Below are 23,076 nucleotides of genomic sequence, written 5' to 3'. Positions count from 1 at the left end.
GAAACCGGGTTTCGGACAAGATCATCATGCTTCAACCAAAAACATGATCGTGCAAGATCGTGCCTGATCCAGTTGCGCAGCCTGAAAACATTCACGGAACCGCGATCCTGATCGGCGAGCGCGGCGTCCTTATCACCGGGCCGTCCGGCGCCGGCAAGACGACGCTGGCGCTCACACTCCTGGACCATTGCCGCGCGCGCGGGCTGTTCTCGCGGCTGATCGGCGACGACAGGCTGCTTGCCGCGGCCCGCGCCGGGCGGCTGGTCTGTCGCGTGCCGGCGACCATCGCCGGTCTCGCCGAAGTGCCTGGGTTCATGCCGCGCCCGCTGCCATTCGAGCCAGGCGGAGTGATCGACCTGCATGTGAGGCTGGTGCCGAAGGCAGAGATGGCCCGTTTCCAGGAGGAAATCAGCGAGCCGGTCGCAGGCTGCCCAGTGCCGCGTATCGACCTTGCCGAGCGTAACGCCGCCACGGCCTTGCCCGCCGTGATGGCGCGGCTGTCGATCGCGCCTTTTCTATGATCCGCCCCGGGTTTTTTGCTGCAATGCGTCAAAATGGCATGGCCCTGCGCAATTTTGGGCTTGTCAACGGGCCGTGCGTCGACAAGATAGCGCTCCCGCTGCCTGGAATGGCTGGCGAGCATAAAATGCGCCTGTGAAGCGGCGATGACGGGAGCCACCAAAGAATGATCGGACTCGTGCTTGTAACGCACGGTCAACTGGCCGCCGAGTTTCGACATGCCGTGGAACATGTCGTCGGGCCACAAGACAATTTCGAAACCGTGGCGATCGGCGCCGACGACGATATGGAGCAGCGTCGCCGCGACATCATCGACGCCGTTGCCCGTGTCGACACCGGGACGGGGGTCATCGTGCTGACCGACATGTTCGGCGGCACGCCCTCCAACCTCGCCATCTCGGTAATGGAATCCGGCCGCACCGAGGTGATCGCCGGCATGAACCTGCCGATGCTGATCAAGCTCTCTTCGATCCGCAAGGGCGACAATATGGCCGCCGCACTCGACGAGGCTCAGGCGGCCGGCCGCAAATACATCAATGTCGCCAGCCAGCTCTTGAGCAGCAAATGAACGCGCTGTCCCCGGAAAAAGCTCAGATCGCCAAAGATACCATCACCAGGGACTTTCCCATCATCAACCAGCGCGGCCTGCACGCGCGCGCCTCGGCGAAGTTCGTCCAGCTGGCCAGCGGCTTCGACGCCTCGGTGCACGTCGAGAAGGACGGCGTCAAGGTCGGCGGCACCTCGATCATGGGCCTGATGATGCTGGCGGCAAGCCCCGGCTACTCGATCCGCGTCACCGCCAGCGGGCCGGAGGCCCAGGAGGTCATCGACGCTTTGGAGCAGCTGGTGGCATCCCGCTTCGGCGAGGAAAGCTGATCCGCAAAACCGCCAATGCATGTCCGGGAGACATGCAGGGATAAAGATTTCTTTATATCCCATTGTCGTCTTCGCCCTGATCTGCTAGTCAGGCCGGCAATTCGCGCCCTTCGACGCGCCGACCGGCGCGGGCGCATCCGCAACCAATTCGCAGCACAACAATTCGGAGCACTGCCATGACGGGTAGCAAGGACTATGTGGTCGCCGACATCTCGCTGGCCGGCTGGGGCCGCAAGGAAATCGAGATCGCCGAGACCGAAATGCCGGGCCTGATGGCCAGCCGCGAGGAATTCGGCGACAAGCAGCCACTCAAGGGCGCGCGCATCACCGGCTCGCTGCACATGACCATCCAGACGGCGGTGCTGATCGAGACGCTGAAGGCGCTCGGCGCCGATATCCGCTGGGCCTCCTGCAACATCTTCTCGACGCAGGATCACGCGGCCGCGGCCATCGCCGAGGCTGGCATCCCGGTATTCGCCGTCAAGGGCGAGAGCCTCGAGCAGTACTGGGACTACACCGACAAGATTTTCCAGTGGACCGACGGTGGCCTCTCCAACATGATCCTCGATGATGGCGGCGACGCCACCATGTACATCCTTATCGGCGCCCGCGCCGAGGCCGGCGAGGACGTGCTGTCCAACCCGCAGAGCGAGGAGGAAGAGTACTTCTACGCGCAGGTCAAGAAGCGCCTGAAGGCCTCGCCCGGCTTCTTCACCAAGCAGAAGGCTGCGATCCGCGGCGTCACCGAAGAGACCACGACCGGCGTCAACCGGCTTTACCAGCTGCAGAAGAAGGGCCTGCTGCCCTTCCCCGCCATCAACGTCAACGACTCGGTCACCAAGTCGAAGTTCGACAACAAGTACGGCTGCAAGGAATCGCTGGTCGACGGTATCCGTCGCGGCACCGACACGATGATGGCCGGCAAGGTCGCCGTCGTCTGCGGCTATGGCGACGTCGGCAAGGGCTCGTCGGCCTCGCTCAAGGGCGCCGGCGCCCGCGTCAAGGTCACCGAGGTCGATCCGATCTGCGCCCTGCAGGCGGCGATGGATGGTTTTGAAGTCGTCACTCTGGAAGATGCGGCCCCCACCGCCGACATCGTCATCACCACCACCGGCAACAAGGATGTCGTCACCCTCGACCACATGCGCTCGATGAAGGACATGGTGATCGTCGGCAACATCGGTCACTTCGACAACGAGATTCAGGTGGCCGCGCTGCGCAACCTGAAATGGACCAACGTCAAGCCGCAGGTCGACATGATCACCTTCCCGGACGGCAAGCGGATGATCCTTCTGTCGGAGGGCCGGCTGCTCAATCTCGGTAACGCCACAGGCCATCCGAGCTTCGTCATGTCGGCGTCCTTCACCAACCAGGTGCTGGCCCAGATCGAGCTGTACACCAAGCCCGGCCAGTACGAGAACCAGGTCTACGTCCTGCCCAAGCATCTCGACGAAAAGGTCGCGCGCCTGCATCTCGACAAGCTTGGCGCCCGCCTGACCGCATTGTCCGATGAACAGGCCGCCTATATCGGCGTCACGCCTCAGGGTCCGTTCAAGCCGGAACACTACCGCTATTAACCAAACCTAAGATTGCCACCAGATATTGAGGCCGGGCGATTGACTTTTCGCCCGGCTTTATTTTTGCGCGCAATCGCCTTCACGACGATTCGGCGAGGGGTTATTGTCAGGTGATTCGCGACGCTTCCAGCCCGAGAGGGGTTCAAGAGAGGTGTGCATCAGGGCGGTCTTGCATTCAGGCGGCGGAGAGGACCAAGACATGCCGGGGCAACACCCGCACAGAGCGGGACGGGCCGTTTCCGGCGGCCATGACGATTCGAGGATCACTGGCTCCGCCTTGCAAAGCGGAGGCCTGTCCTGGCGCGCCCGTGCGTCAATCTTCCTTGCCACCTCCGCGCTTGCCGGCCCCTTGGCAGGTGCGGTCGCCCATGCCGAGACCGCCGGTTCCGCCGTCGCCGGATTGTCGATGAGCGCCGTCGAGGTGATGCAGCTTGCCGTGTTTGTCGGCGTGACGGGTGCCGCACTTCTGTCGGCCATCGTCCTCATCCGCGAAAGAGCCCGCACCTCGGCGGAGAATGTCGAACTCAGGAGCCGCCTCGCCGACATCAACGCGGCGCTCCGCCGCTCGGAGGCGCTGCTCAATCTGCGCGACCAGCGCGTGGTCGTCTGGGCCGCGGAAAACAAGAAGCCCGAACTCATCGGCACATTGCCCCTCGAAAGCGGCGCTCCGGAGGACCGGGCCGCTTTCCTCGCTTTCGGCCGCTGGCTGATGCCGCGTTCGGCGGCAGCACTTGAACATGCCGTTGCGGGATTGCGCGAAAAAGCGAAGCCCTTCGACCTCGTCATCGAATCGCAGGCCGGCGCGCCGCTCGAAGTGCATGGCCGCAAGAGCGCGGCGCATGTGCTCGTGCGCTTCGTCTCGCTTTCGGAGACGCAGCGCAGCCAGGCCAGGCTGAAGATCGACAACCAGCGGCTGGCCGCCGACCATGACACGATGATCGGCCTGCTCGACGCGCTGAACATGCCGGCATGGCTTCGCAGCGAGGATGGGCGGCTGAAGTGGGTCAACCGGGCCTATGCCGATGCGGTCGAGGCCGAAAATGCCGAGGCCGCGGTTCGGGAGGCCAAAGAGTTCCTCGGCGGCCAGGCACGCGACGCGATTACCGCCCAGCACAAGACGCATCCGGTCTTCGCGCAGTCGCTTTCCACCGTGATCGAAGGTGATCGCCGTGTGTTTGCGGTCACCGATTTCGCCGGCAGCGATGGCTCGGCCGGCCTTGCTTGCGACACCAGCGCCATCGAGACGGTTCGCGGCGAATACGAGCGGACCGTCAGGAGCCACGCCGACACGCTCGACCAGCTCAATACGGCGGTCGCCATTTTCGATACCGACGAGAAGCTGCGGTTCTTCAATCAGGCTTTCCAGAAGTTGTGGGGACTCGACAGCGGCTTCCTGCACAGTGCTCCCGACAATGCGCTGCTGCTGGACCGGCTGCGCAGCGAGGGCAAGATCGCCGAGCAACCTGAATGGCGCCGCTGGAAGGAAGGTCTGCTCGGCGCCTATCGTGCCGTGGAATCGCAAGAGCATTGGTGGCATCTGCCGGACGGCAAGACCATCCGCGTCGTCGCCAATCCGCAGCCCAAGGGTGGCGTGACCTGGGTGTTCGAGAACCTGACCGAGAAGATGGACCTCGAAAGCCGTTACCAGACAGCGGTGCGCGTCCAGGGCGAGACGCTCGACAATCTTGCCGAAGGCGTGGCGGTGTTCGGCCCCGACGGCAGGCTTCGGCTGTCGAATCCCGCCTTTGCCACACTCTGGGGTTTGAGCGGCGAAGCGGCCAAGCCGAATGTGCACGTGTCCACGATCCGCGACCTTTGCGACCGGCAGGCGGCGGACAGCCCCTGGCCTGGCTTCGTAGCCGCCATCACCGGCTTTGACGACGAGCGCCGCGACCGCCACGGTCAGACCGAACTCAACAACGGCAATGTGCTGAGCTACGCCATAATCCCGTTACCCAACGGGCAGGTGATGATGACCTTCGTCGACGTTACCGACAGCGTTCATGTCGAAAGGGCGCTGAAGGACAAGAACGAGGCGCTGCAAAAATCCGACCAGCTCAAGAACGAATTCGTCCAGCACGTCTCCTATGAACTGCGCTCGCCGCTGACCAACATCATCGGCTTCACCGAACTGCTGTCGCTGCCCACGACCGGTCCGCTGACGCAGAAGCAGCGCGAATATGTCGAGCATGTCAGCTCGTCGTCCTCGGTGCTGCTCACCATCGTCAACGACATCCTCGATTTGGCGACGGTGGACGCCGGCATCATGCAGCTCGACATTTCCGAGGTGCACGTCGATCGCACCATTGCGGCCGCCGCCGAACTGGTCGCCGACCGGCTGGAAGAGCATTCGATCAGGCTCGAGGTCGACGCCGCCGCCGCGCCGAAGACGTTCCACGGCGACGAAATCCGCGTCCGCCAGATCCTCTACAATCTGCTCAGCAACGCCGCCAACTACGCGCCGGAAGCCAGCACCATCCGGCTCACTTGCCGCCATCTGGCGGACGGTGTGGAATTCTCGGTTCATGACGACGGCCCCGGCATGCCGCCGGATCTGCTCGATTCGGTGTTCCGCCGTTTCGAGCCGCGCGCCAATGGCGGCCGCCGGCGCGGCGCCGGCCTCGGCCTGTCGATCGTCAAGAGCTTTGTCGAGCTGCATGGCGGCAGCGTTCGTATCGAAACCGGCAGGGACAAGGGCACGACCGTCATCTGCACCTTTCCCGACATGCCGGGCATCCGCGCCGCGGCCGAGTAGCGCGCTCGATGACAGGATTGGTGCTGGAGCGTTTACTCGCCGACGAGACACAGACAGCGCGGCTGGGCGAGGATCTGGCGCTGTCGCTGCGCCCGGGCGATGTGCTTGCCCTCAAGGGCGATCTCGGCGCCGGCAAGTCGACGTTGGCGCGGGCCTTGATCAGGGCCTTGGCCGACGATGCCGGCCTCGATGTGCCGAGCCCGACTTTCACGCTGGTGCAGAGCTACGACACGCGCGTCCCGGTCCATCATTTCGATCTCTACCGCCTGTCCTCGGCCGCCGAGATCGATGAGCTCGGGTTCGACGAGGCCCTGGCCCAAGGCGCCGCGTTGGTCGAATGGCCGGAACGAGCGGAAGATTATCTGCCGAAGACCACGGTCCTGATCGAGCTCGTCCAGCAAGGCGACGGCCGGCTGGCGCGATTGTCGGGGCAGGGCGCTGCCTTCGATCGGGCGGCACGATCGCTGGCCATGCGCGACTTTCTCGAAAATACAGGCTGGGGGCAAGCGCGGCGTCGCCATTTCATCGGCGATGCTTCGGCTCGCTCCTACGAGATCGTTTCGCTGCCGAACCGGAAGCCGCGAGTGCTGATGAACTCGCCCCGGCTGGTGCTCGGCCCGCCGGTGCGCGACGGCAAGCCCTATGCCGAGATCGCTCATACCGCCCAGTCGGTCTCCGCCTTCGTCGCCATCGACCGCGCCTTGAAGGCCGGCGGCGTCAGCGTTCCGGAAATCCATGCCGACGACCAGGAGCAGGGGTTTTTGCTGCTCGAACATCTTGGTTCCGAAGGGTTTCTCGGCGGCGATGGTCAGCCGCTGGCCGATCGCTACGCGGCGGCGGCCGAGCTGCTGGCCATGATGCATGGCAGGACCTGGCCGCAGCACCTGGAAACAGGGCACGGCGGCTTCCATGAAGTGCCGCCCTTCGACCGCGACGCCATGATGATCGAAGCCGATCTGCTGGTCGACTGGTACGTGCCGGCGCTATCGGGCAGCCCGGCAAGCGACAGCTTGCGCGCCGGCTACCACAGGGAGTGGAACGCGCTTCTCGACCGGCTGCACGGCCGCGAAGTCACGCTGATGCTGCGCGACTTCCATTCGCCCAACATCATCTGGCGCGGCGACCGTTCCGGACATGACCGGCTGGGCATCGTCGATTTCCAGGACGCGCTGATCGGCCCGTCCGCCTATGACGTCGCCTCGCTCGCCATGGACGCGCGCGTCACCATGTCACCCGAGATCGAGAAACAGACGCTGAATGCCTATATCGGGGCGCGCCACGCAGCCGGCACTTTCGACGAAGCAAGTTTCCTGGAATCCTACGCAATCATGGCGGCGCAGCGGAACTCCAAGATCCTCGGCATCTTCGTCCGGCTCGAAAAGCGTGACGGCAAGCCCTATTATCTAAAGCACCTGCCGCGCATTCGCGATTATCTGCGCCGGGCCTTGTCTCACCCGGCGCTGGCAAGCCTGCGCGATTTCTACAACGCCAACGGTTTGCTGGAGGAGCGAGCGCTGTGACAGCAAGACCGGATACTGCCATCGTACTCGCCGCCGGGCTCGGCAAACGCATGCGGCCGATCACCGACACCATTCCCAAGCCGCTGGTCAGGGTCGCCGGCAAGCCGTTGCTCGACTGGAGTCTCGACAGCCTGGCCGCCGCCGGTGTCGGCAAGGCCGTGGTCAACGTCCATTATTTTCCCGAACAGATCGTCGCCCATGTCGCCGCGCGCCGCGCACCGCGGATCGTCATTTCCGATGAGAGCGAAAGACTGCTCGATTCCGCCGGCGGCATCGTCAAGGCGTTGCCGGAACTGGGCTCGCAGCCCTTCTATATCCTCAACGCCGACACGTTCTGGATCGACGACGGTCCTCTCAATCTCCAGCGCCTCGCCCTTGCATGGGACGCGGCGAAAATGGATATTCTGCTGATGCTGGCAGATCTCCATCAGGCGACCGGACACTGCGGCAGCACCGATTTCCTGGTGGCGCCGGATGGCCGCTTGCAGCGTTCAAAGGGGGATCCGGCGGGCTTGATCTATGCCGGCGCGGCGATCGTCCATCCGCGTCTGTTCAAGGGCGCACCGGCCGGGCCGCACTCGCTCAATGCCTATTTCGATACGGCCATAGCCGCAGGGCGCCTGTTCGGCATGCCGATGCATGGCCATTGGATCACCGTCGGCACGCCCGATGCCATCGCGCTCGCGGAAACGGCGGTCGCCGGCGCGCTAGCCGAGTTGCAATGAGCGGCTCAAGCCGCGTTTTCTCAATTCCCCCCGGAGCGCCGTTTCTGCCGACGCTTGCCGAGGCGCTGCTTGCCGGCCGCCTCGTTCCAGGGTTTCGGTTTGACGGCGATCCGCTCGCGTTGGCCGATGTCACCATCTATGTGCCGACGCGCCGCGCGGCGCGCGCTCTGCGGGGTGTCTTCGTCGACAGCCTGGCAACTCGCGGCGGCGGCGGTTCGGCGATCCTGCCGGTCATCCGGCCACTCGGCGAGTTCGACGAGGACGAGGCGGCGTTCGAGACCGAGGCAGCGGCGGCCATCGATCTCGCGCCGCCGATCGCCGCTTCTGAGCGCCTGTTGCTGCTGACGCCGCTGGTGCGCGCCTGGAAACGCCGGCTGCCGGCACATGTCGCCGCCCTCTTCGCCGAGGAGATCGTCATCCCGGCCTCCACCGCCGACGCGATCTGGCTGGCGCGCGATCTCGCGGGGCTGATGGACGAGATCGAGACGGAAGGCACGGACTGGGCCAAGCTCACCGATCTGGTGACCGGCAACCTTGCCGGATGGTGGCAGGTGACGCTCGAATTCCTCGGTATCGTCACCGACGCCTGGCCGAAATTCCTTGCAGAAAGCGATCGCTCCAACCCGGCCGCGCATCGCAGCGCGCTCATCCGCGCCGAGGCCGCCCGGCTGCAGCGCAATCCGCCCGCCGGGCCCGTCATCGCGGCGGGGTCCACCGGCTCGATACCAGCCACCGCCGAACTGCTTGCCGCGATCTCGCGCTTGCCCGGCGGCGCCATCGTGCTGCCCGGCCTCGACCGGACGCTGGACGAGGCGTCCTTCCAGGCAATCGCCGCGCCCGGTGCCCGCCCGGCCGTGCTTGGCCACCCGCAATACGGTCTCGCCAGGCTGATCGGCAAGATCGGCGTGTTGCGCGGCGATGTCGAGGAGATCGGCGCGGCCGAGCCACGGCTTGCGCTGCGCGCCGCCCTTGTCGGCGAAGCCCTGCGGCCGGCCGAGACCACCGAATTGTGGGCCGAGACGCGCAATGGCTTTTCGGCGTCCGACATCGCCGGGGCATTCGCCGGCGTGGCCTTGCTCGAAGCGGCCAGCGAACGCGATGAAGCCGTGGCCATTGCCGTCGCGCTCAAGCGCGCGGTCGAAGTATCAGGCCAAAGGGCCGCTCTCGTCACCGGCGACCGCGCGCTGGCGCGACGCGTTTCGGTCGAGCTCCAGCGCTTCGGCGTCGTCGCCGACGATTCCGGCGGCACGCCGCTCGCCAACACCCCGGCGGCCAGCCTGCTCAGACTGGCGCTCGAAGCGGTGTTCCGGCCAGGCGATCCGGTTGGCCTGCTGTCGCTGCTCAAGCATCCGTTGCTCGGGCTTGGCCTCGAACGTGCCGATGTGCGCCATGCGGCGGAACTGATCGAACTGGTGGCGCTGCGTGGCGGCACCGGCCGTCCGGACATCGTTTCGCTGCCGGAACTGTTTGATAGCCGCCTCACCGAATTGGGCAGCGGCCGCCGGCCGCCCTTCTGGTTTTCCCGGCTGACCGTGCGCTCCATCGAAGGCGCTCGGAATTTGCTCGACCGTCTCAGACAGGCGCTTGCGCCGCTCGCGGCTTTCCGTGGCCAAGCGGACGCCGACCTTGCCGCGCTGGTCACAGCCAGTGTCGTCGCCCTCGAAAATCTCGGCCGCACCGTCGATGGCGGCCTTGCCGAACTCTATGCCGGTGACGCCGGCGAAAAGCTTGCCGAACTGCTGCGCGGGCTGGTCGCGGCTTCCGCATCGCTGTCCTTCGCGGCGAACGAGTGGCCCGATGTGATGGCGGCGCTGATCGCGCCTGAAACTGTCAAGCCGGCGCAAGGCACCGACAGGAACATCGCGATCTGGGGCGCGCTGGAAGCGCGCTTGCAGACCGTCGAAACGCTGGTCATCGGCGGGCTCAACGAGGGCGTGTGGCCGCGCAAGCCCGAAAGCGACCGCTTCATGTCGCGGCTGATGAAAACCGGCATCGATCTTGAGCCGCCCGAACGGCGCATCGGCCTTGCCGCGCATGATTTCCAGATGGCCATGGGCGCCAGGAAGGTGGTGCTGGCCCGCTCGGCGCGCGCCGGTGACGCACCCGCCGTGCCGTCGCGCTGGCTGCAGCGCCTGCTCACCTTCATCGGCAACGACCAGGCAGCTGAATTGCGCCGGCGTGGCGACGAACTGCTGACCTGGGCGCGCGCGCTCGACAGTGGTCCAAGGCAGGATTTCGCGCCACGGCCGCAGCCGAAGCCGCCACTGTCCGTGCGTCCCGGCCATTTCTCGGTCACCGAGATCGAGACCCTCCGCCGTGACCCCTACGCCGTCTATGCGAGACGCATTCTAGGACTGATGCCGCTCGACCCGGTCATTCGAGACCCAGGTGCGGCCGAGCGCGGCACGCTGTTCCATGCCATCCTGCATCTGTTCTCGGCGCGGGTGGCTGACCCGCGCGCGCCCGATGCGCTCGCCGGCCTCATTGCCGCGGGCCGCGCCTGTTTTGCCGAAGTCGCCCTTCCTGCCGATGTCGAGGCGGTGTGGTGGCCGCGTTTCGAAAAACTCGCCGCCAACATCATCGAATGGGAGCGCACGCGCGCCGACGCGGTGATCCGGCGCTATGCCGAGGAGCGCGCCGGAAAGACCGTCGTCGGCCAGTCCGGCGTGACGCTGTCCGGCTACGCCGACCGTGTCGACCTGCTGGCTGGCGGCATGGCCGACATATTGGACTACAAGACCGGCTCCTCGCCGTCCAAGGCGCAGGCGCACACGCTGCTGGCGCCGCAACTGGCACTGGAGGGCGCGCTGCTCAGGCGCGGCGCCTTCAAGGATTTGGGCGCGCGCGAGCCCTCGCAACTGGCCTTCATCAGGTTGAAGCCGAATGGCGAGGTGTTCGAAGAATCCATCCTCGAACACAACCGCCAGCCGCGAACCGCCACCGATCTGGCCGAAGAGGCCTGGGCGCGGCTGGAAAAGCTCTTGATCCACTACGCAGACCCGGGAACCGGCTATCTGTCGCGCGCACTGCCGTTTCGCGAAGGCGAGACCGATGGCGACTACGACCATCTGGCCCGCGTGCTCGAATGGTCGGCCGGCGGCGACGCCGGTGACGAGGGAGGGGAGGCATGAAGAAGGCCTATCCTATCCCCAGCGACACCGCGACCAGCCAGGCCCGCGCCGCCGACCCTCAGAATTCCGCCTGGGTGTCGGCCAACGCCGGCTCCGGCAAGACCCATGTGCTGGCCCAGCGCGTCATCCGGCTGCTGCTGCGCGGCACCGATCCGTCGAAGATCCTGTGCCTGACCTACACGCGCGCCGCCGCCGCCAACATGTCCAATCGGGTGTTCTCGACACTGTCGGAATGGACGACGCTCGGTGACGCGGATCTGGCGTCGAAGGTCGAGGCGCTGGAAGAGCGTCGGCCCGATATCGAGACCATGCGCCGGGCGCGGCGCCTGTTCGCCGAGGCGCTGGAAACACCCGGCGGGCTGAAGATCCAGACCATTCACGCCTTCTGCGAATCGGTGCTGCACCAGTTCCCGCTGGAAGCCAACATCCCGGCCCATTTCGAGATGCTCGACGGCCAGATGGAGGCATCGCTGTTTGCCGCCGCGCGCCGCGACATGATCTCCGGAACCGCCGCCGGCGACAGGGATCTGGCCGAGGCCTTTGCCACCATCCTCGACCGTGGCGGCGAAGCCGGGCTCGACGCCTTGCTGGGCGAGATCGTGCGCAAGCGCGACGGCTTGCGCAATTTCATCGACGCGGTCGGGCGCGACGGCACGCGCTTCCAGGCGCTGTTCGACGAATTCCATTTCCGCCCCGGCCAGACCGCCGAAGGCATAGCGGCATCGGCCTGGCCGCTGCCGGGTTTCTTGCCGGACTATTTTGCCGGCTTCGCCCAGGCCGCCGACGCCACCGATGCGAGAGCGGTGCTGAACAACATCCTACCCTATGCGCGCCAGGCTTTCGTCGAAAGCGATCCCATTCGTCGCCTGCAATTGCTCGCAAGAGCCTTCCTCAAGACCGATGGCGACGCCTACGACCCGCCAAAAGCCTTCAAGAAGGCGCTGGTCGACCGACTGCCGGATCTGGCGGAGCGCTATCTCTCAGCGGCCAGCACGATCGTTGAAACAGTCGATCGGCTGGCCCTGTTCCGGATGCTGGAAGGCACGGTTGCCGCATTGACCATCGCCGACTGGCTGATCGCCCGCTACGAAGTGCTGAAGCGCAGCCGCGGCTTTCTCGACTTCAACGACCTGATCATCCGCACCGTCAACCTTCTGGCGCGGCCCGATGCCGGTCCCTGGGTGCAATACAAGCTCGACCAGGGCATCGACCACATCCTGCTCGACGAGGCGCAGGACACCAGCCCGGATCAATGGGAGGTTGTGAAGCGGCTGGCGGAAGAGTTCTTCGCCGGCATCGGCGCCCGCGACAGGGTCCATCGCACGGTCTTCGCCGTCGGTGACGAGAAGCAGTCCATCTATTCGTTCCAGGGTGCGGCGCCGGATTCCTTCGCCGACAGCCGGCTGTTGTTTGCCGGCAGGGTGCGCGACGCCGAGGCGTCCTTCGCCGATTTGAAGCTGACCTGGTCGTTCCGCTCGACCGACGACGTTCTTGCCGCCGTTGACCGCGTCTTCGCCGATCCCGTCGTGCGGCGCGGCATCAGCCACGATCCCGATCCGCTGAGCCACAAGGCGATCCGCACCGATGCGCCGGGCTATGTCGAGGTGTGGCCGTCGGTCGGCGCCGATGTCGTCGACGAGCCGGACGACTGGACGCAAGCCATCGACCATGCGCATGCGCCGGCGGTGCGCGTCGCCGAGAACGTCGCGGCCACCATTGCCGGCTGGATCGGCACCACGGAGATCATCGAAGGCCGTGGCAAGCGGCTGCGGCCTGGCGACGTGCTGGTGCTGGTGCGCAAGCGCGACCGCTTCGTCCATGCGTTGACTCGCGCCTTGAAACGCCGAGACATCCCGGTCGCCGGCGCCGACCGGCTGAGCCTGCCCGGCCATATCGCGGTCAAGGACCTGATCGCGCTCGGCCATTTCCTCATCCAGCCCCAGGACGATCTGTCGCTCGCCGCCGTGCTGCGCAGCCCGGTCTTCGATTTGCCCGAGCAGACGCTGTTCGCGCTCGCCTCGCAGAGGCCGCACGGCCTGTCGCTGATCGCATCGCTGCGACAGCATGCAGGCGAAAGCGAGCGACTTGCAGCTGTCGTCACCCAGCTCGACACCTGGACGAATGAGGCCGCCTTCAAGCCGGTGTTCGAATTCTACGCCGGGCTGCTGGCGCGCGATGGCGTGCGCCGCAGGATGATCGCCCGGCTCGGGCCTGAAGCCGGCGACATTCTCGACGAGTTCCTGAGTTTCTGCCTTGCCGAGGAGCGAACCGGCCTGCCGGGGCTGGAAGCCTTCCTGTCGACGCTGGAAAACGCCGGTCCCGAGATCAAGCGTGAGATGGATCAGACCCGCGACGAGGTCCGGGTCATGACCGTGCACGCCGCCAAGGGCCTGGAAGCGCCGGTCGTGTTCCTGGTCGATGGCGGTTCCGCCCCGTTCAGCGACCAACATCTGCCGCGCTTGATGCCCTTCGATGGTTCCGGCGCAAACTGGGACGGCAAGGGCTATCTCTGGCGCTCGGCCAGCGATGTTGCCAACGGCTTTTCCAAAGCAGCGGCAGCGCGGGCACGAGAACTCGCCGACGACGAATACCGCCGGCTGCTCTATGTCGGCATGACCCGTGCCGAGGATAGGCTGATCGTCTGCGGCTATCACGGCAAGCGGGCGCCGAACGCCGGCACCTGGCACTCGATCGTCAGCCGCGCGCTGCTCGGCGCTCCGGAAAGCGAGCAGCGTCCGCATCCCGCCGGTGGTGAGCCGGTGCATCGATTCCATGTCACCAGACTGCCGCCTGTTGCGCTGGCTTCCAGCGAGCCGGCACGGCAGGCCGACGCTTTCGAGCCTTTGCCGACGGGCCTGTTCCGGCCCTTGCCGCCGTTCGAGGACCTGCCGCGTCCGCTGTCGCCATCCGGCGCCTCGGCACTGATCGACGAAGGCAAGGAAGCCGTGGTCGACAAGGCCTCGCCGGTGCTGGATGCCGAAACCGAGCCGGGCTTTGCCGTGCTGCGCGGGCTTGCCCTGCACAAACTGCTGCAGATGCTGCCCGGCATCGCCGAGCCCGAGCGCCTGGGCGCGGCGGAACGTTATCTCGCACGAACGGGCGCACAGTGGTCCCCGTCGGAGCGGGAGAAAGCCCTGGCTTCGGTCACATCAATCCTTGCCGACGCCAGCTTCGGTCCGCTGTTTGCGCCGTCGTCGCGTGCCGAGGTCGCGATCATGGGCAGCCTGGAGGTCAAGGGCAAAAAACGCTCGATTTCCGGCAAGATCGACCGGCTGGCGGTGACGCCGGACGCGATTTCGATCGTCGACTACAAGACCAATCGGCCTGCGCCCGCCTCTCTGGCCGAGGTCCCGCCGGCCTATGTCCTGCAGCTCGCTCTCTATCGCGCCCTGCTGCAGCCGCTTTATCCCGGACGCGCGGTCAAGGCGGCCCTGCTGTTCACCGAAGCGCCGCGGCTGATCGAACTGCCGGCCAGCGCCATGGATGATGCCCTTGCTCGACTCACGGGAGCGTGACACAACACCTGCTTGAAGAAGGGCGTGATCACCACCACATTTGGTGGGACAAAAATTTTCGAAAGGATTTCCGCATGGGTGCCACCGTCAAGGTCGACAAGAGCAATTTTCAGGCCGATGTGCTTGATGCCAACGTACCGGTCGTCGTCGATTTCTGGGCGGAATGGTGCGGTCCCTGCAAGATGATCGCGCCGGCGCTCGAAGACATAGCCACCGAACTCGGCGCAAGGGTGAAGATCGCCAAGCTGAACATCGACGAGAATCCCGAACTCGCCGCCCAGTTCGGCGTGCGCTCGATCCCGACACTGATGATCTTCAAGGGCGGCGAAATGGCCGACATGAAGGTGGGTGCCGCGCCGAAGACAGCGCTGTCGCACTGGATCAATGGCAACCTCGCCTGATCCGTCTGAAATTCCTGATATATCAAGCCCGGCCTTCGCGCCGGGCTTTTTGTTGGCGTCACCTACAGCGCCGCGCGTCCTTGGGTCATGCGCTGGGCCGCTCTGGCCCTGACGTCCGCGCACTCCATGTCTTCTGTTGGCAGCGCCAGCAGGGAGAAACGACATGACCGGATCCGCCAAGGCCACCGTCTTCATCGACAATGAGCGTGTCATCGTCACCGAGTACCGCTTCGCGCCGGGCGACAACACCGGCTGGCATCGCCATGGCCATGACTATGTCGTGGTGCCGCTGATGGACGGCAAGGTGAAGCTGTTGACCAAGGACGGCGAGAGCTTCGCCGAGATGAAGAAGGGCGCGCCCTATTTCCGCAAGGAAGGCGTCGAACACGACGTCATCAACGCCAACGAAGGCGAATATGCCTTCATCGAGATCGAACTGAAGTGATGGCATGCCATCACTTGCCATCTTGATGGCAGCCGCAGGAAAGGCTATATCTTTCTCAAAAGGGAGTTTGAAATGGCCGAACCCCAGCTTTCCGTCCGCAGCGCAAAAGCACGTGATCTTGCGCATCGACTCGCTCGTCGCGAAAACCGCTCAATAGCTGATATCGTCGAGCGCGCGCTTGAATCCTATGAGATTCGGGAGGCCGGGCGAGAACCGGCATCCGCCTTCTACTCTCGCCTGACGGCAAGCGTTGGCGTCGACATCGATCTGGAAGAAATCATCCGGGAAAGCCGCAAGGTCCATACAGGGCCGGAGCTTTGATTTTCGTCGACACCAATGTGATTTCGGAGAGCCTTAGAAAGGCGCCTGACGCTGCTGTCATGGCTTGGCTGGTCCGCAACGATGCCGAGCTGGCGCTTCCCACGGTGGCGATTGCCGAAATCGCTTTCGGCATCCAGAAGATACGACCTGATGAACGTGCCGATCGCCTGGAGCAAGGACTCTCCCAATGGCGCCATCGCTTTGCCGACCGTATTTTTGGGCTGACGGAGGAGGCGGCTCTGGCTTATGGCGAGATTATGGGAACCGCGACGCGTCAGGGCCGGGGCATGTCGGCACCCGATGGCATGATTGCAGCGATAGTGCGCGTGAACGGCGGTCGGCTGGCAACACGTAATCTCAACGACTTCGGCCCGGCCAACCTTGAGCTGATCTCGCCTTGGGATTTCTAGAGCATTTCACCGTTTCACGGAAACGGCGAACTGCTCCCTCTCTTTTTCTGACGCAATTCCCAAGGACCGCTCACACTTTTCCTGCAATTGCTCCGGTCACCAGTCGGCGATACGATCGCCGCCGACGAATTGCGCACTTTTTTCGGTATATTCGAACAACTCGATCTTCACGTCGTTGGGGTCGCGGATCCAGGCCTGGAAGGTGTCGTCGCAGGCGCGTTTCTTTGACGTGACATCGACGCCCTTCGACCTGATGTGGGCGATAGCGGCGTCTATGTTCTCCACTTCGAGGCAGAGATGGTTGATCTGGTTCAGGTCGCTGTAGTGAGCTCCGTCCTTCTGGAACACCTCGACATGGCTGCGCCCGCCGCAATTGAGGTAGAACCCGAAAATCTTGCCGTCGCGCAGGAAATTGAATTGGGTGTCCAGGCCGAGGACGTCGCGATAGAAGCTTCGCGTCACCTCCAGGTCGTGCGCGAAGATGCAGACGTGAGCGAGCTGCTTGACCTTGATCATGACGGATTCCTCGCGCGTGATCGCCAAATCCGACCTCAGGTAGGCGGCGTGCCGTTCTCGGCCAGCACCGCGCCGGCTAGGTACAATGAACCGCCGATCAGGATGCGCGGCGGCGGGCCGTCCCAGGTGTCGCGCAGCAGCATCAGCGCGTTGGCAACGGAACTCACCGGCTCGGCCGTCAGTCCCGCTTCCGTCGCGCGGATCGCCAGTTCGTCGTTCGGCACGCCGGCCTCGCTGAGGCTCACCGGCACTGTGTAGACATGCCGGGCCAAGCCTTTGAAGGCGCGGAAATAACCGCTCTGGTCCTTGGTGTTGATCATGCCGGAGATGAGCAAGAGCGGACGCGGGTTCTTTTCTTCCTGCTCCGCCAGCGCTTCGGCAATAACCACGCCGGCGCCCGGGTTGTGGCCGCCGTCGAGCCAGATGTCGGCACCCTTCGGCGCCAGTTCGGCCAGCCGGCCCTGCGCCAGCTTCTGCATGCGGCCGGGCCAGGCGACATTGATCATCGCCTTTTCGGCGGCGCGATGGCTGATCTCGAAACCGGCCGCCTTGACCGCGGCGATCGCCGCCGCCGCATTGGCGAACTGGTGGCGCCCGGGCAGCCTGGGCGGCGGCAGGTCCATCAGCCCGTCTTCGTCCTGGTAGACCATACGGCCGTTTTCCTCATAGGCGAGGAAGTCCTGGCCGTAGACGAAGGTCGGGCACTCGAGTCGCTCGGCGGTTTCGATCAGCACCTGCAGCGCCGTCTCGCTTTCCTGTGCGCCGATGACCACCGGGCAGCCAGGCTTGATGATGCCGGCCTTTTCAGCGGCGATCAGTTCGACACGGTCGCCAAGATAGGCCTCATGGTCGAGCGACACCGGCATGATCACCGATACGGCCGGCTCCTTGACGACATTGGTGGCGTCGAAACGGCCGCCGAGCCCGACCTCGATGATGGCGGCATCGGCCTGGTGTTCGGAAAACAAGAGGAAGGTGACAGCGGTGAGGATCTCGAAGACGGTGATCGTCTCGCCTTCGTTGGCCCTGGCGACGCGGGCGATGGCATCGGCGAACACCCTGTCCTCGACCAGCCTGCCGCCGCCATCGGCGGCCAGCCGGTAGCGCTCGTGCCAGTTGACCAGATGCGGCGAGGTGTGGACATGGACGCGGTAGTCCGCCGCCTCGAGCAGGGCGCGCGAAAAGGCGGCGCACGAACCCTTGCCATTGGTGCCGGCGATGTGGATGACCGGCGGCAGCCGGTCCTGCGGATTATCAAGCCGCTCCAGCAGCCGCGAAATGCGGTCGAGCGAAAGGTCGAAGCCTTTCGGGTGAAGCGCCATCAGGGCATCGATTTCGCGGTCGGCGGCAAGCGTCATCATGGGAGAATCCTATGCGGGTCGCGAGGCGCGCGCAATCGCGGTCGCGGCGCACGATGTCGCGTCAGGCTTGCGGTCGGGCTTCCGTCGCAATGGTGGCCGGCGGCAGGATTTCCGGCTCCAGCGGCTTCTGCTCCTCCGGCAGCTTGAGCAGCATCTTGAGCAGCCGCGCGATGGTTTCGCGCAGTTCCAGCCGCGATACCACCATATCGACCATGCCGTGCTCCATCAGATATTCGGAGCGCTGGAAGCCGTCCGGCAATTTCTCGCGGATCGTCTGTTCGATGACGCGCGGTCCGGCAAAGCCGATCAGCGCGCCGGGCTCGGCGATATGTACGTCGCCCAGCATGGCGTAGGAGGCAGTGACGCCGCCGGTGGTCGGGTTGGTCAAAACAACGATGTAGGGAAGGCCTGCTTCCTTCAGCCTGTCGACGCCGACCGTGGTCCTCGGCAATTGCATGAGCGACAAAATACCTTCCTGCATGCGGGCACCGCCGGAGGCGGCGAACAGGATCAACGGCCGCTTGCGCTGCAGGGCCGCTTCAAAGCCACGCACGATGGCGTCGCCCGCGGCCATACCGAGCGATCCGCCCATGAAGGCGAAGTCCTGCACCGTGACCACAACCGGCAGGCCCTCGACGGTCCCCAGCGCGTTGATGATCGCGTCTTCCAGGCCGGTCTTGGCCTTGGCGTCCCTCAGCCGGTCGACATAGCGCTTCTCGTCGCGGAATTTCAGCGGATCCTGCATGACCTTGGGGTTGTCCAGGGTCTCGTATTTGCCGTCATCGAAGAAGAATTTCAGCCGCTCCTTGGCCGAGATCTTCATGTGATGACCTGACGAAGGGATGACGAACTGGTTGGATTCCAGATCCTTGTGGAACACCATCTCGCCGGTCTCCGGATCCTTGATCCAGAGATTCTCGGGCATGTCGGTGCGCCGGCCGAGCATCGAATTGATCTTCGGACGAACGTAATTGGTGATCCAGTTCATCGCTTCGGCTCCTGTCCTGACGAAGAGTTAGTGCATGTCGCCCAAAAGTGGAAACCGGTTTTGGGATAACGACATGCGCAAAGCTGAGGTAGGAGAACTATTCGGCGGCAGCAAGGCGGGCCGAGCGCACACCTTGCGCAAGGCCGCTGACCAGCGTGGCGACGGCTTCGGCAGGGTCGGCGGTCTTCTCGCCTTTCGGCCCCAGCACGTTGGCCACGGCATTGACGATCGCGGTGCCGACGACGACGCCGTCGGCATTGGCGCCGATCACGCGAGCCTGCTCGGCGGTCTTGACGCCGAAGCCGACGCAGACCGGCAGGTCGGTATGGCTCTTGATGCGCTTGACCGCCGCCGCCACCTTGCCGGTGTCGGCCAGCGCCGAGCCGGTGATGCCGGTCATCGACACATAATAGACGAAGCCCGACGTGTTCTGCAGCACCTTGGGCAGGCGCTTGTCGTCGGTGGTCGGCGTCGCCAGCCGGATGAAGTTGATGCCGGCCTTGAGCGCCGGAATGCACAGTTCCTCGTCCATCTCCGGCGGCAGGTCGACGACGATTAGCCCATCGATGCCGCTGGCAATAGCATCCGTGAGGAAGCGGTCGACGCCGTAGATGTAGATCGGGTTGTAGTAGCCCATCAGCACGATCGGCGTCTCATTGTCGCCCGTCCGGAACTCCGACGCCATCTTCAGCGTCCTGACCAGCGTCTGGCCGCCTCTCAGCGCCCTGAGGCCCGCGGCCTGGATCGCCGGACCGTCGGCCATCGGGTCGGAAAACGGCATGCCGAGCTCGATGATGTCGGCGCCCGCGCCCGGCAGTGCCTTCATGATCGACAGCGAGGTGTCGTAGTCCGGGTCGCCGCCCATGAAATAGGTGACGAGCGCCGGGCGGCCTTCGGTCTTCAGCTTCGCCATGCGGCGATCGATGCGGGTCACCATGATCAGATCTCCATGCCCAGCATCGAGGCCACCGTATGCACGTCCTTGTCGCCACGACCGGACAGGTTGACGATGACGATCTGGTCCTTATCCATCCCAGGCACGATCTTCACCGCATGCGCGATGGCATGCGCCGATTCCAGCGCCGGGATGATGCCTTCGACGCGCGTCGTCAGCTTGAAGGCCTCCAGCGCCTCGTCGTCGAGAATGGGTACATATTCGACGCGGCCCGAGTCGCGCAGCCAGGAATGCTCTGGCCCAACGCCGGGATAGTCGAGACCGGCCGAGATCGAATGCCCGTCCATGATCTGGCCGTCCGCATTCTGCAGGAGATAGGTGCGATTGCCGTGCAGCACGCCGGGTTTTCCTGCATTCATCGAGGCGCAATGCTCGATGCCGTCGAGGCCGCGCCCACCGGCTTCGATGCCGATGATGCGGACCTCTTTGTCGTCCAGGAACGGATGGAACAGGCCGATGGCGTTGGAACCGCCGCCGACAGCGGCAATGATGGTGTCCGGCAGCCGGCCTTCCTGTTCGAGGATCTGCGCCCGCGCCTCGATGCCGATCACCGACTGGAAGTCGCGCACCAGCTCCGGATAGGGATGCGGTCCGGCGGCGGTGCCGATCAGGTAATAAGTATCCTCGACATTGGTCACCCAATCACGAAGGGCTTCGTTCATGGCGTCTTTCAGCGTACCATGACCGGCGGTTACCGGCCGCACTTCGGCGCCGAGCAGCTTCATGCGGAAGACATTGGGGCTTTGCCGGGCAACGTCGGTGGCCCCCATATAGACGACGCAGGGAAAGCCGAAGCGGGCCGCGACCGTGGCCGAGGCCACGCCGTGCTGGCCGGCACCGGTTTCGGCGATGATGCGCTTCTTGCCCATGCGCTTGGCCAGCAGGATCTGGCCGAGACAGTTGTTGATCTTGTGCGAACCGGTGTGGTTCAGATCCTCGCGCTTGAAATAGACTTTTGCACCACCGAGATGCCTAGTCAGTCCCTCGGCGAAATAGAGCTTCGAGGGCCGCCCGGCATAGTGGGTCGAAAGATCGGTCAGTTCAGCCCTGAAATCCGGATCATTCTTGACCTCGTTCCAGTGCCGCTCCAGGTCGAGGATCAGCGGCATCAGCGTTTCGGCAACGAAACGACCGCCAAAAATGCCGAACATGCCCTGTTCGTCGGGTCCGGTGCGGAAGGAATTGGGTGTCGCCGGCTTGTTCATCGCCGATCTCCTGGCATCTTGATGTCTTGAGCATGTCCTTGTCGCAAAACCGGTTCCCAACATGCTCTGGATTGAACCGGTCAGGCGGCGCGGTTGTCTCGCGCTGCCCTGACGGCCCGGAAAAATTGTTCGATCAGCGCCGGATCCTTGACGCCCGGCGCGCTTTCCACGCCTGAGGAGATGTCTATTCCGGGCGGGTTGGCAAGCCGAAGGGCATCGCCGATATTGGCGGCGTTGAGCCCACCGGAAAGCATGTAATCGACACCGCCGTCAAGGCCGGCAAGAATGCGCCAGTCGAAGGCAACGCCATTGCCGCCCGGCAGTTCGGAGCCTTTCGGTGGCTTGGCGTCGAACAGGAAGCGGTCGGCGATGCCGACGAACGGCTTTATCCGTTCGAGATCGGCGGCCTCGCTGAGCGGCAGTGCCTTCATCACCGACAGGCCATAGCGGGCTTTGACCTCGGCCACCCGCTCCGACGTTTCCGAGCCGTGCAACTGCAGCATATCGGGCTGCATCTTGGCAACGATTTCGTCCAGGAAGGCGTCGCTGGCATCGACGGTGACGGCAACCGCTTTGGCTTTGCCGCGCGCAGCCTCGCGCAGGCGGCCAGCCTCGGCAGGCTCGACATAGCGTGGGCTTTTCGGGAAGAAAATAAAGCCGACATGGCTGGCGCCGCCGGCCAGCGCCGCGGCCATTGCCCCGTCGGTCTTCAAGCCGCAGATCTTGATGTCGAGTGCCATGCGCGGGAATTGGCATGAAAAGCGAAAAGAGTCGAGAAAAAGCATACTGTTTGCCGGCAAGGCCAAAGGCGCTACTTATGGATGGACAAGGCGGGAGCAGGATCATGACCGAGAGAACCGTTGCCGAACTCAGGCAGAAGATTTCGCAGGCGCGCGAGGTCATCGCGCACCTGATGGACAAGGCCGCCTTCAACGGCGCCGAGGCGCACCGCGCGCTCGACTATTTCGGCAGCGATGCCTTCGACGGCAATTTTTTGCCGTGGCCGCATCATGGCGACGAGGGGTTGCGACCGGATGAACTCAACGCCGCGAATGACGATTGACGTTACTCGAACGCAATCGCCTGAAGCGCGCCGCCATTGCGCTTCAGCCAGGCCTTGCAGCGTTCGGTGTCCGGGCAAAGCTGCTCGCACAGCTTCCAGAATTTCGGACCGTGGTTCATCTCCTTGAGATGCGCAACCTCGTGCGCGACGAGGTAATTGATGACCGGCGACGGCGCCATCATGATCCGCCAGGAGAACGACAGATTGCCGTCGGAGGTGCAGGAGCCCCAGCGGCTCGACGTGTCCTTGAAGCGGACGGCCTTGGCGCGCTTGCCCAGCGCATGCGTGTGCTTGAGCACCAGCTTCTCGATCTCCTTCTTGGCCTCGCGCTTGAGAAAGTCGGCGATCCGGCGCGGCAGGTGTATGCGGTCGCCATGCACGATCAGTAGCGGGCCGCGCTCATCGCTCGACACCGTCACGGTCCCGCGGTTTGAAGGCTCGTGGACGATGCGGTGCGCCACGCCACGCACCGGGATCTTGATGCCGGGACGCACCTGCGGCCGAGCCGGGACCTTGGCCAGCCGCTGTTCCAGCCAGTCCTGATGGCGGTCGAGGAATTTTTCCACCTCGCCTCGGCGCAGGCCCGGCGGCACGGTGATGCGCAGCCCGCGACCGCCGGAATCGATGCGCAGCGTCAGCCGCCTTGCGCGGTCGTTCTCGACGATCTTGAGCGGCAGCGAGCGGCCGGCAACGATATGCTCGCGCTCTTCGGGCGCGGGCTTGGTCTTTGTCAAATTGCGGAAGAAGCCGAAAGACATGGCCGGACGATACGTGATTCGAGGAAAACGAATAG

The 23,076-nt window shown here is 64.5% G+C and carries 21 protein-coding genes; 14 read left to right on the top strand and 7 right to left on the bottom strand.

Annotated elements, in window-relative coordinates:
* Positions 1-59: 59 nt before the first annotated feature.
* The 13 genes from NKH19_RS18095 to NKH19_RS18035 all read left to right on the top strand — a co-directional run bounded on the left by NKH19_RS18095 (position 60) and on the right by NKH19_RS18035 (position 16,195).
* A complete protein-coding gene (locus NKH19_RS18095; RefSeq protein ID WP_111545059.1) occupies positions 60-521 on the top strand; it encodes an HPr kinase/phosphorylase in 462 nt (153 codons plus the stop codon).
* A 164-nt stretch (positions 522-685) separates the two neighbouring features.
* On the top strand, positions 686-1,087 hold the full coding sequence (locus NKH19_RS18090; protein WP_352870649.1) for a PTS sugar transporter subunit IIA: 402 nt from the start codon (positions 686-688) through the stop codon (positions 1,085-1,087).
* The gene (locus tag NKH19_RS18085; protein WP_352870650.1) at positions 1,084-1,395 is read left to right on the top strand and encodes an HPr family phosphocarrier protein; all 312 of its coding nucleotides are present in this window, start codon (positions 1,084-1,086) and stop codon (positions 1,393-1,395) included. Before NKH19_RS18090 ends, NKH19_RS18085 begins: the two co-directional genes overlap by 4 nt.
* Before the next feature lie 176 nt (positions 1,396-1,571).
* Positions 1,572-2,972, top strand: a complete 1,401-nt coding sequence (gene ahcY, locus NKH19_RS18080; RefSeq protein ID WP_352870651.1) for an adenosylhomocysteinase — start codon at positions 1,572-1,574, stop codon at positions 2,970-2,972.
* A 199-nt stretch (positions 2,973-3,171) separates the two neighbouring features.
* The gene (locus tag NKH19_RS18075; protein ID WP_352870652.1) at positions 3,172-5,727 is read left to right on the top strand and encodes an ATP-binding protein; all 2,556 of its coding nucleotides are present in this window, start codon (positions 3,172-3,174) and stop codon (positions 5,725-5,727) included.
* An 8-nt stretch (positions 5,728-5,735) separates the two neighbouring features.
* Positions 5,736-7,247 carry a tRNA (adenosine(37)-N6)-threonylcarbamoyltransferase complex ATPase subunit type 1 TsaE gene (gene tsaE / locus NKH19_RS18070; RefSeq protein WP_352870653.1) on the top strand — a complete coding sequence of 504 codons (1,512 nt, stop codon included), beginning with the start codon at positions 5,736-5,738 and terminating at the stop codon, positions 7,245-7,247.
* Positions 7,244-7,972 (top strand): nucleotidyltransferase family protein, encoded by a 729-nt coding sequence (locus NKH19_RS18065; protein WP_352870654.1) that lies wholly within the window; start codon positions 7,244-7,246, stop codon positions 7,970-7,972. Before tsaE ends, NKH19_RS18065 begins: the two co-directional genes overlap by 4 nt.
* Positions 7,969-11,103: a double-strand break repair protein AddB gene (addB, locus tag NKH19_RS18060; RefSeq protein ID WP_352982568.1), complete on the top strand. Its 3,135-nt coding sequence runs from the start codon at positions 7,969-7,971 to the stop codon at positions 11,101-11,103. The genes NKH19_RS18065 and addB overlap by 4 nt, the downstream gene beginning before the upstream one ends.
* Positions 11,100-14,618 carry a double-strand break repair helicase AddA gene (addA, locus tag NKH19_RS18055; RefSeq protein ID WP_352870656.1) on the top strand — a complete coding sequence of 1,173 codons (3,519 nt, stop codon included), beginning with the start codon at positions 11,100-11,102 and terminating at the stop codon, positions 14,616-14,618. The genes addB and addA overlap by 4 nt, the downstream gene beginning before the upstream one ends.
* 74 nt (positions 14,619-14,692) lie before the next feature.
* The gene (gene trxA / locus NKH19_RS18050; protein WP_352870657.1) at positions 14,693-15,019 is read left to right on the top strand and encodes a thioredoxin; all 327 of its coding nucleotides are present in this window, start codon (positions 14,693-14,695) and stop codon (positions 15,017-15,019) included.
* Positions 15,020-15,182: 163 nt separating this feature from the next.
* Positions 15,183-15,464, top strand: a complete 282-nt coding sequence (locus NKH19_RS18045; RefSeq protein ID WP_095083181.1) for a cupin domain-containing protein — start codon at positions 15,183-15,185, stop codon at positions 15,462-15,464.
* Positions 15,465-15,536: 72 nt separating this feature from the next.
* Entirely contained in the window at positions 15,537-15,785 is a 249-nt protein-coding gene (locus NKH19_RS18040; RefSeq protein WP_023761145.1) for a hypothetical protein, read from the top strand.
* On the top strand, positions 15,782-16,195 hold the full coding sequence (locus NKH19_RS18035; protein WP_352870658.1) for a type II toxin-antitoxin system VapC family toxin: 414 nt from the start codon (positions 15,782-15,784) through the stop codon (positions 16,193-16,195). The genes NKH19_RS18040 and NKH19_RS18035 overlap by 4 nt, the downstream gene beginning before the upstream one ends.
* A gap of 96 nt (positions 16,196-16,291) precedes the next feature.
* On the opposite strand, the gene NKH19_RS18030 is transcribed toward NKH19_RS18035, so the two are convergent.
* The 6 genes from NKH19_RS18030 to NKH19_RS18005 form a co-directional block, all read right to left on the bottom strand.
* Positions 16,292-16,711: a VOC family protein gene (locus NKH19_RS18030; protein ID WP_352870659.1), complete on the bottom strand. Its 420-nt coding sequence runs from the start codon at positions 16,709-16,711 to the stop codon at positions 16,292-16,294.
* A 35-nt stretch (positions 16,712-16,746) separates the two neighbouring features.
* Positions 16,747-18,072: a bifunctional folylpolyglutamate synthase/dihydrofolate synthase gene (locus tag NKH19_RS18025; protein WP_352870660.1), complete on the bottom strand. Its 1,326-nt coding sequence runs from the start codon at positions 18,070-18,072 to the stop codon at positions 16,747-16,749.
* A 61-nt stretch (positions 18,073-18,133) separates the two neighbouring features.
* Positions 18,134-19,060 (bottom strand): acetyl-CoA carboxylase, carboxyltransferase subunit beta, encoded by a 927-nt coding sequence (gene accD, locus NKH19_RS18020; RefSeq protein WP_352870661.1) that lies wholly within the window; start codon positions 19,058-19,060, stop codon positions 18,134-18,136.
* Between the two features lie 97 nt (positions 19,061-19,157).
* Entirely contained in the window at positions 19,158-19,997 is an 840-nt protein-coding gene (gene trpA / locus NKH19_RS18015) for a tryptophan synthase subunit alpha (protein WP_352870662.1), read from the bottom strand.
* A gap of 2 nt (positions 19,998-19,999) precedes the next feature.
* On the bottom strand, positions 20,000-21,220 hold the full coding sequence (trpB, locus tag NKH19_RS18010; RefSeq protein ID WP_352870663.1) for a tryptophan synthase subunit beta: 1,221 nt from the start codon (positions 21,218-21,220) through the stop codon (positions 20,000-20,002).
* A gap of 80 nt (positions 21,221-21,300) precedes the next feature.
* Positions 21,301-21,960 (bottom strand): phosphoribosylanthranilate isomerase, encoded by a 660-nt coding sequence (locus NKH19_RS18005; protein WP_352870664.1) that lies wholly within the window; start codon positions 21,958-21,960, stop codon positions 21,301-21,303.
* A 104-nt stretch (positions 21,961-22,064) separates the two neighbouring features.
* Here NKH19_RS18005 and NKH19_RS18000 point away from each other — a divergent pair, with 104 nt between their 5' ends.
* The gene (locus tag NKH19_RS18000) at positions 22,065-22,283 is read left to right on the top strand and encodes a hypothetical protein (RefSeq protein ID WP_352870665.1); all 219 of its coding nucleotides are present in this window, start codon (positions 22,065-22,067) and stop codon (positions 22,281-22,283) included.
* A gap of 2 nt (positions 22,284-22,285) precedes the next feature.
* On the opposite strand, the gene NKH19_RS17995 is transcribed toward NKH19_RS18000, so the two are convergent.
* A complete protein-coding gene (locus tag NKH19_RS17995) occupies positions 22,286-23,041 on the bottom strand; it encodes a M48 family metallopeptidase (RefSeq protein ID WP_352870666.1) in 756 nt (251 codons plus the stop codon).
* Between the last annotated feature and the right edge of the window lie 35 nt (positions 23,042-23,076).

This window comes from Mesorhizobium sp. M1338 (assembly GCF_040318045.1).
Classification (GTDB): domain Bacteria; phylum Pseudomonadota; class Alphaproteobacteria; order Rhizobiales; family Rhizobiaceae; genus Mesorhizobium.
This window is presented reverse-complemented; position numbering and strand designations above follow the sequence as displayed.

Excerpts from the sequence above, each read along its gene's own strand:
- NKH19_RS18075 (WP_352870652.1), top strand. The coding sequence starts at position 3,172 with ATGCCGGGGCAACACCCGCACAGAGCGGGACGGGCCGTTTCCGGCGGC.
- NKH19_RS17995 (WP_352870666.1), bottom strand. The coding sequence starts at position 23,041 with ATGTCTTTCGGCTTCTTCCGCAATTTGACAAAGACCAAGCCCGCGCCC.
- NKH19_RS18005 (WP_352870664.1), bottom strand. The coding sequence starts at position 21,960 with ATGGCACTCGACATCAAGATCTGCGGCTTGAAGACCGACGGGGCAATG.
- trpA (WP_352870662.1), bottom strand. The coding sequence starts at position 19,997 with ATGGTGACCCGCATCGATCGCCGCATGGCGAAGCTGAAGACCGAAGGC.
- trxA (WP_352870657.1), top strand. The coding sequence starts at position 14,693 with ATGGGTGCCACCGTCAAGGTCGACAAGAGCAATTTTCAGGCCGATGTG.
- addB (WP_352982568.1), top strand. The coding sequence starts at position 7,969 with ATGAGCGGCTCAAGCCGCGTTTTCTCAATTCCCCCCGGAGCGCCGTTT.
- ahcY (WP_352870651.1), top strand. The coding sequence starts at position 1,572 with ATGACGGGTAGCAAGGACTATGTGGTCGCCGACATCTCGCTGGCCGGC.
- NKH19_RS18090 (WP_352870649.1), top strand. The coding sequence starts at position 686 with ATGATCGGACTCGTGCTTGTAACGCACGGTCAACTGGCCGCCGAGTTT.
- NKH19_RS18025 (WP_352870660.1), bottom strand. The coding sequence starts at position 18,072 with ATGATGACGCTTGCCGCCGACCGCGAAATCGATGCCCTGATGGCGCTT.
- trpB (WP_352870663.1), bottom strand. The coding sequence starts at position 21,220 with ATGAACAAGCCGGCGACACCCAATTCCTTCCGCACCGGACCCGACGAA.
- addA (WP_352870656.1), top strand. The coding sequence starts at position 11,100 with ATGAAGAAGGCCTATCCTATCCCCAGCGACACCGCGACCAGCCAGGCC.
- accD (WP_352870661.1), bottom strand. The coding sequence starts at position 19,060 with ATGAACTGGATCACCAATTACGTTCGTCCGAAGATCAATTCGATGCTC.
- NKH19_RS18045 (WP_095083181.1), top strand. The coding sequence starts at position 15,183 with ATGACCGGATCCGCCAAGGCCACCGTCTTCATCGACAATGAGCGTGTC.
- NKH19_RS18085 (WP_352870650.1), top strand. The coding sequence starts at position 1,084 with ATGAACGCGCTGTCCCCGGAAAAAGCTCAGATCGCCAAAGATACCATC.
- NKH19_RS18030 (WP_352870659.1), bottom strand. The coding sequence starts at position 16,711 with ATGATCAAGGTCAAGCAGCTCGCTCACGTCTGCATCTTCGCGCACGAC.
- NKH19_RS18040 (WP_023761145.1), top strand. The coding sequence starts at position 15,537 with ATGGCCGAACCCCAGCTTTCCGTCCGCAGCGCAAAAGCACGTGATCTT.
- tsaE (WP_352870653.1), top strand. The coding sequence starts at position 5,736 with ATGACAGGATTGGTGCTGGAGCGTTTACTCGCCGACGAGACACAGACA.
- NKH19_RS18000 (WP_352870665.1), top strand. The coding sequence starts at position 22,065 with ATGACCGAGAGAACCGTTGCCGAACTCAGGCAGAAGATTTCGCAGGCG.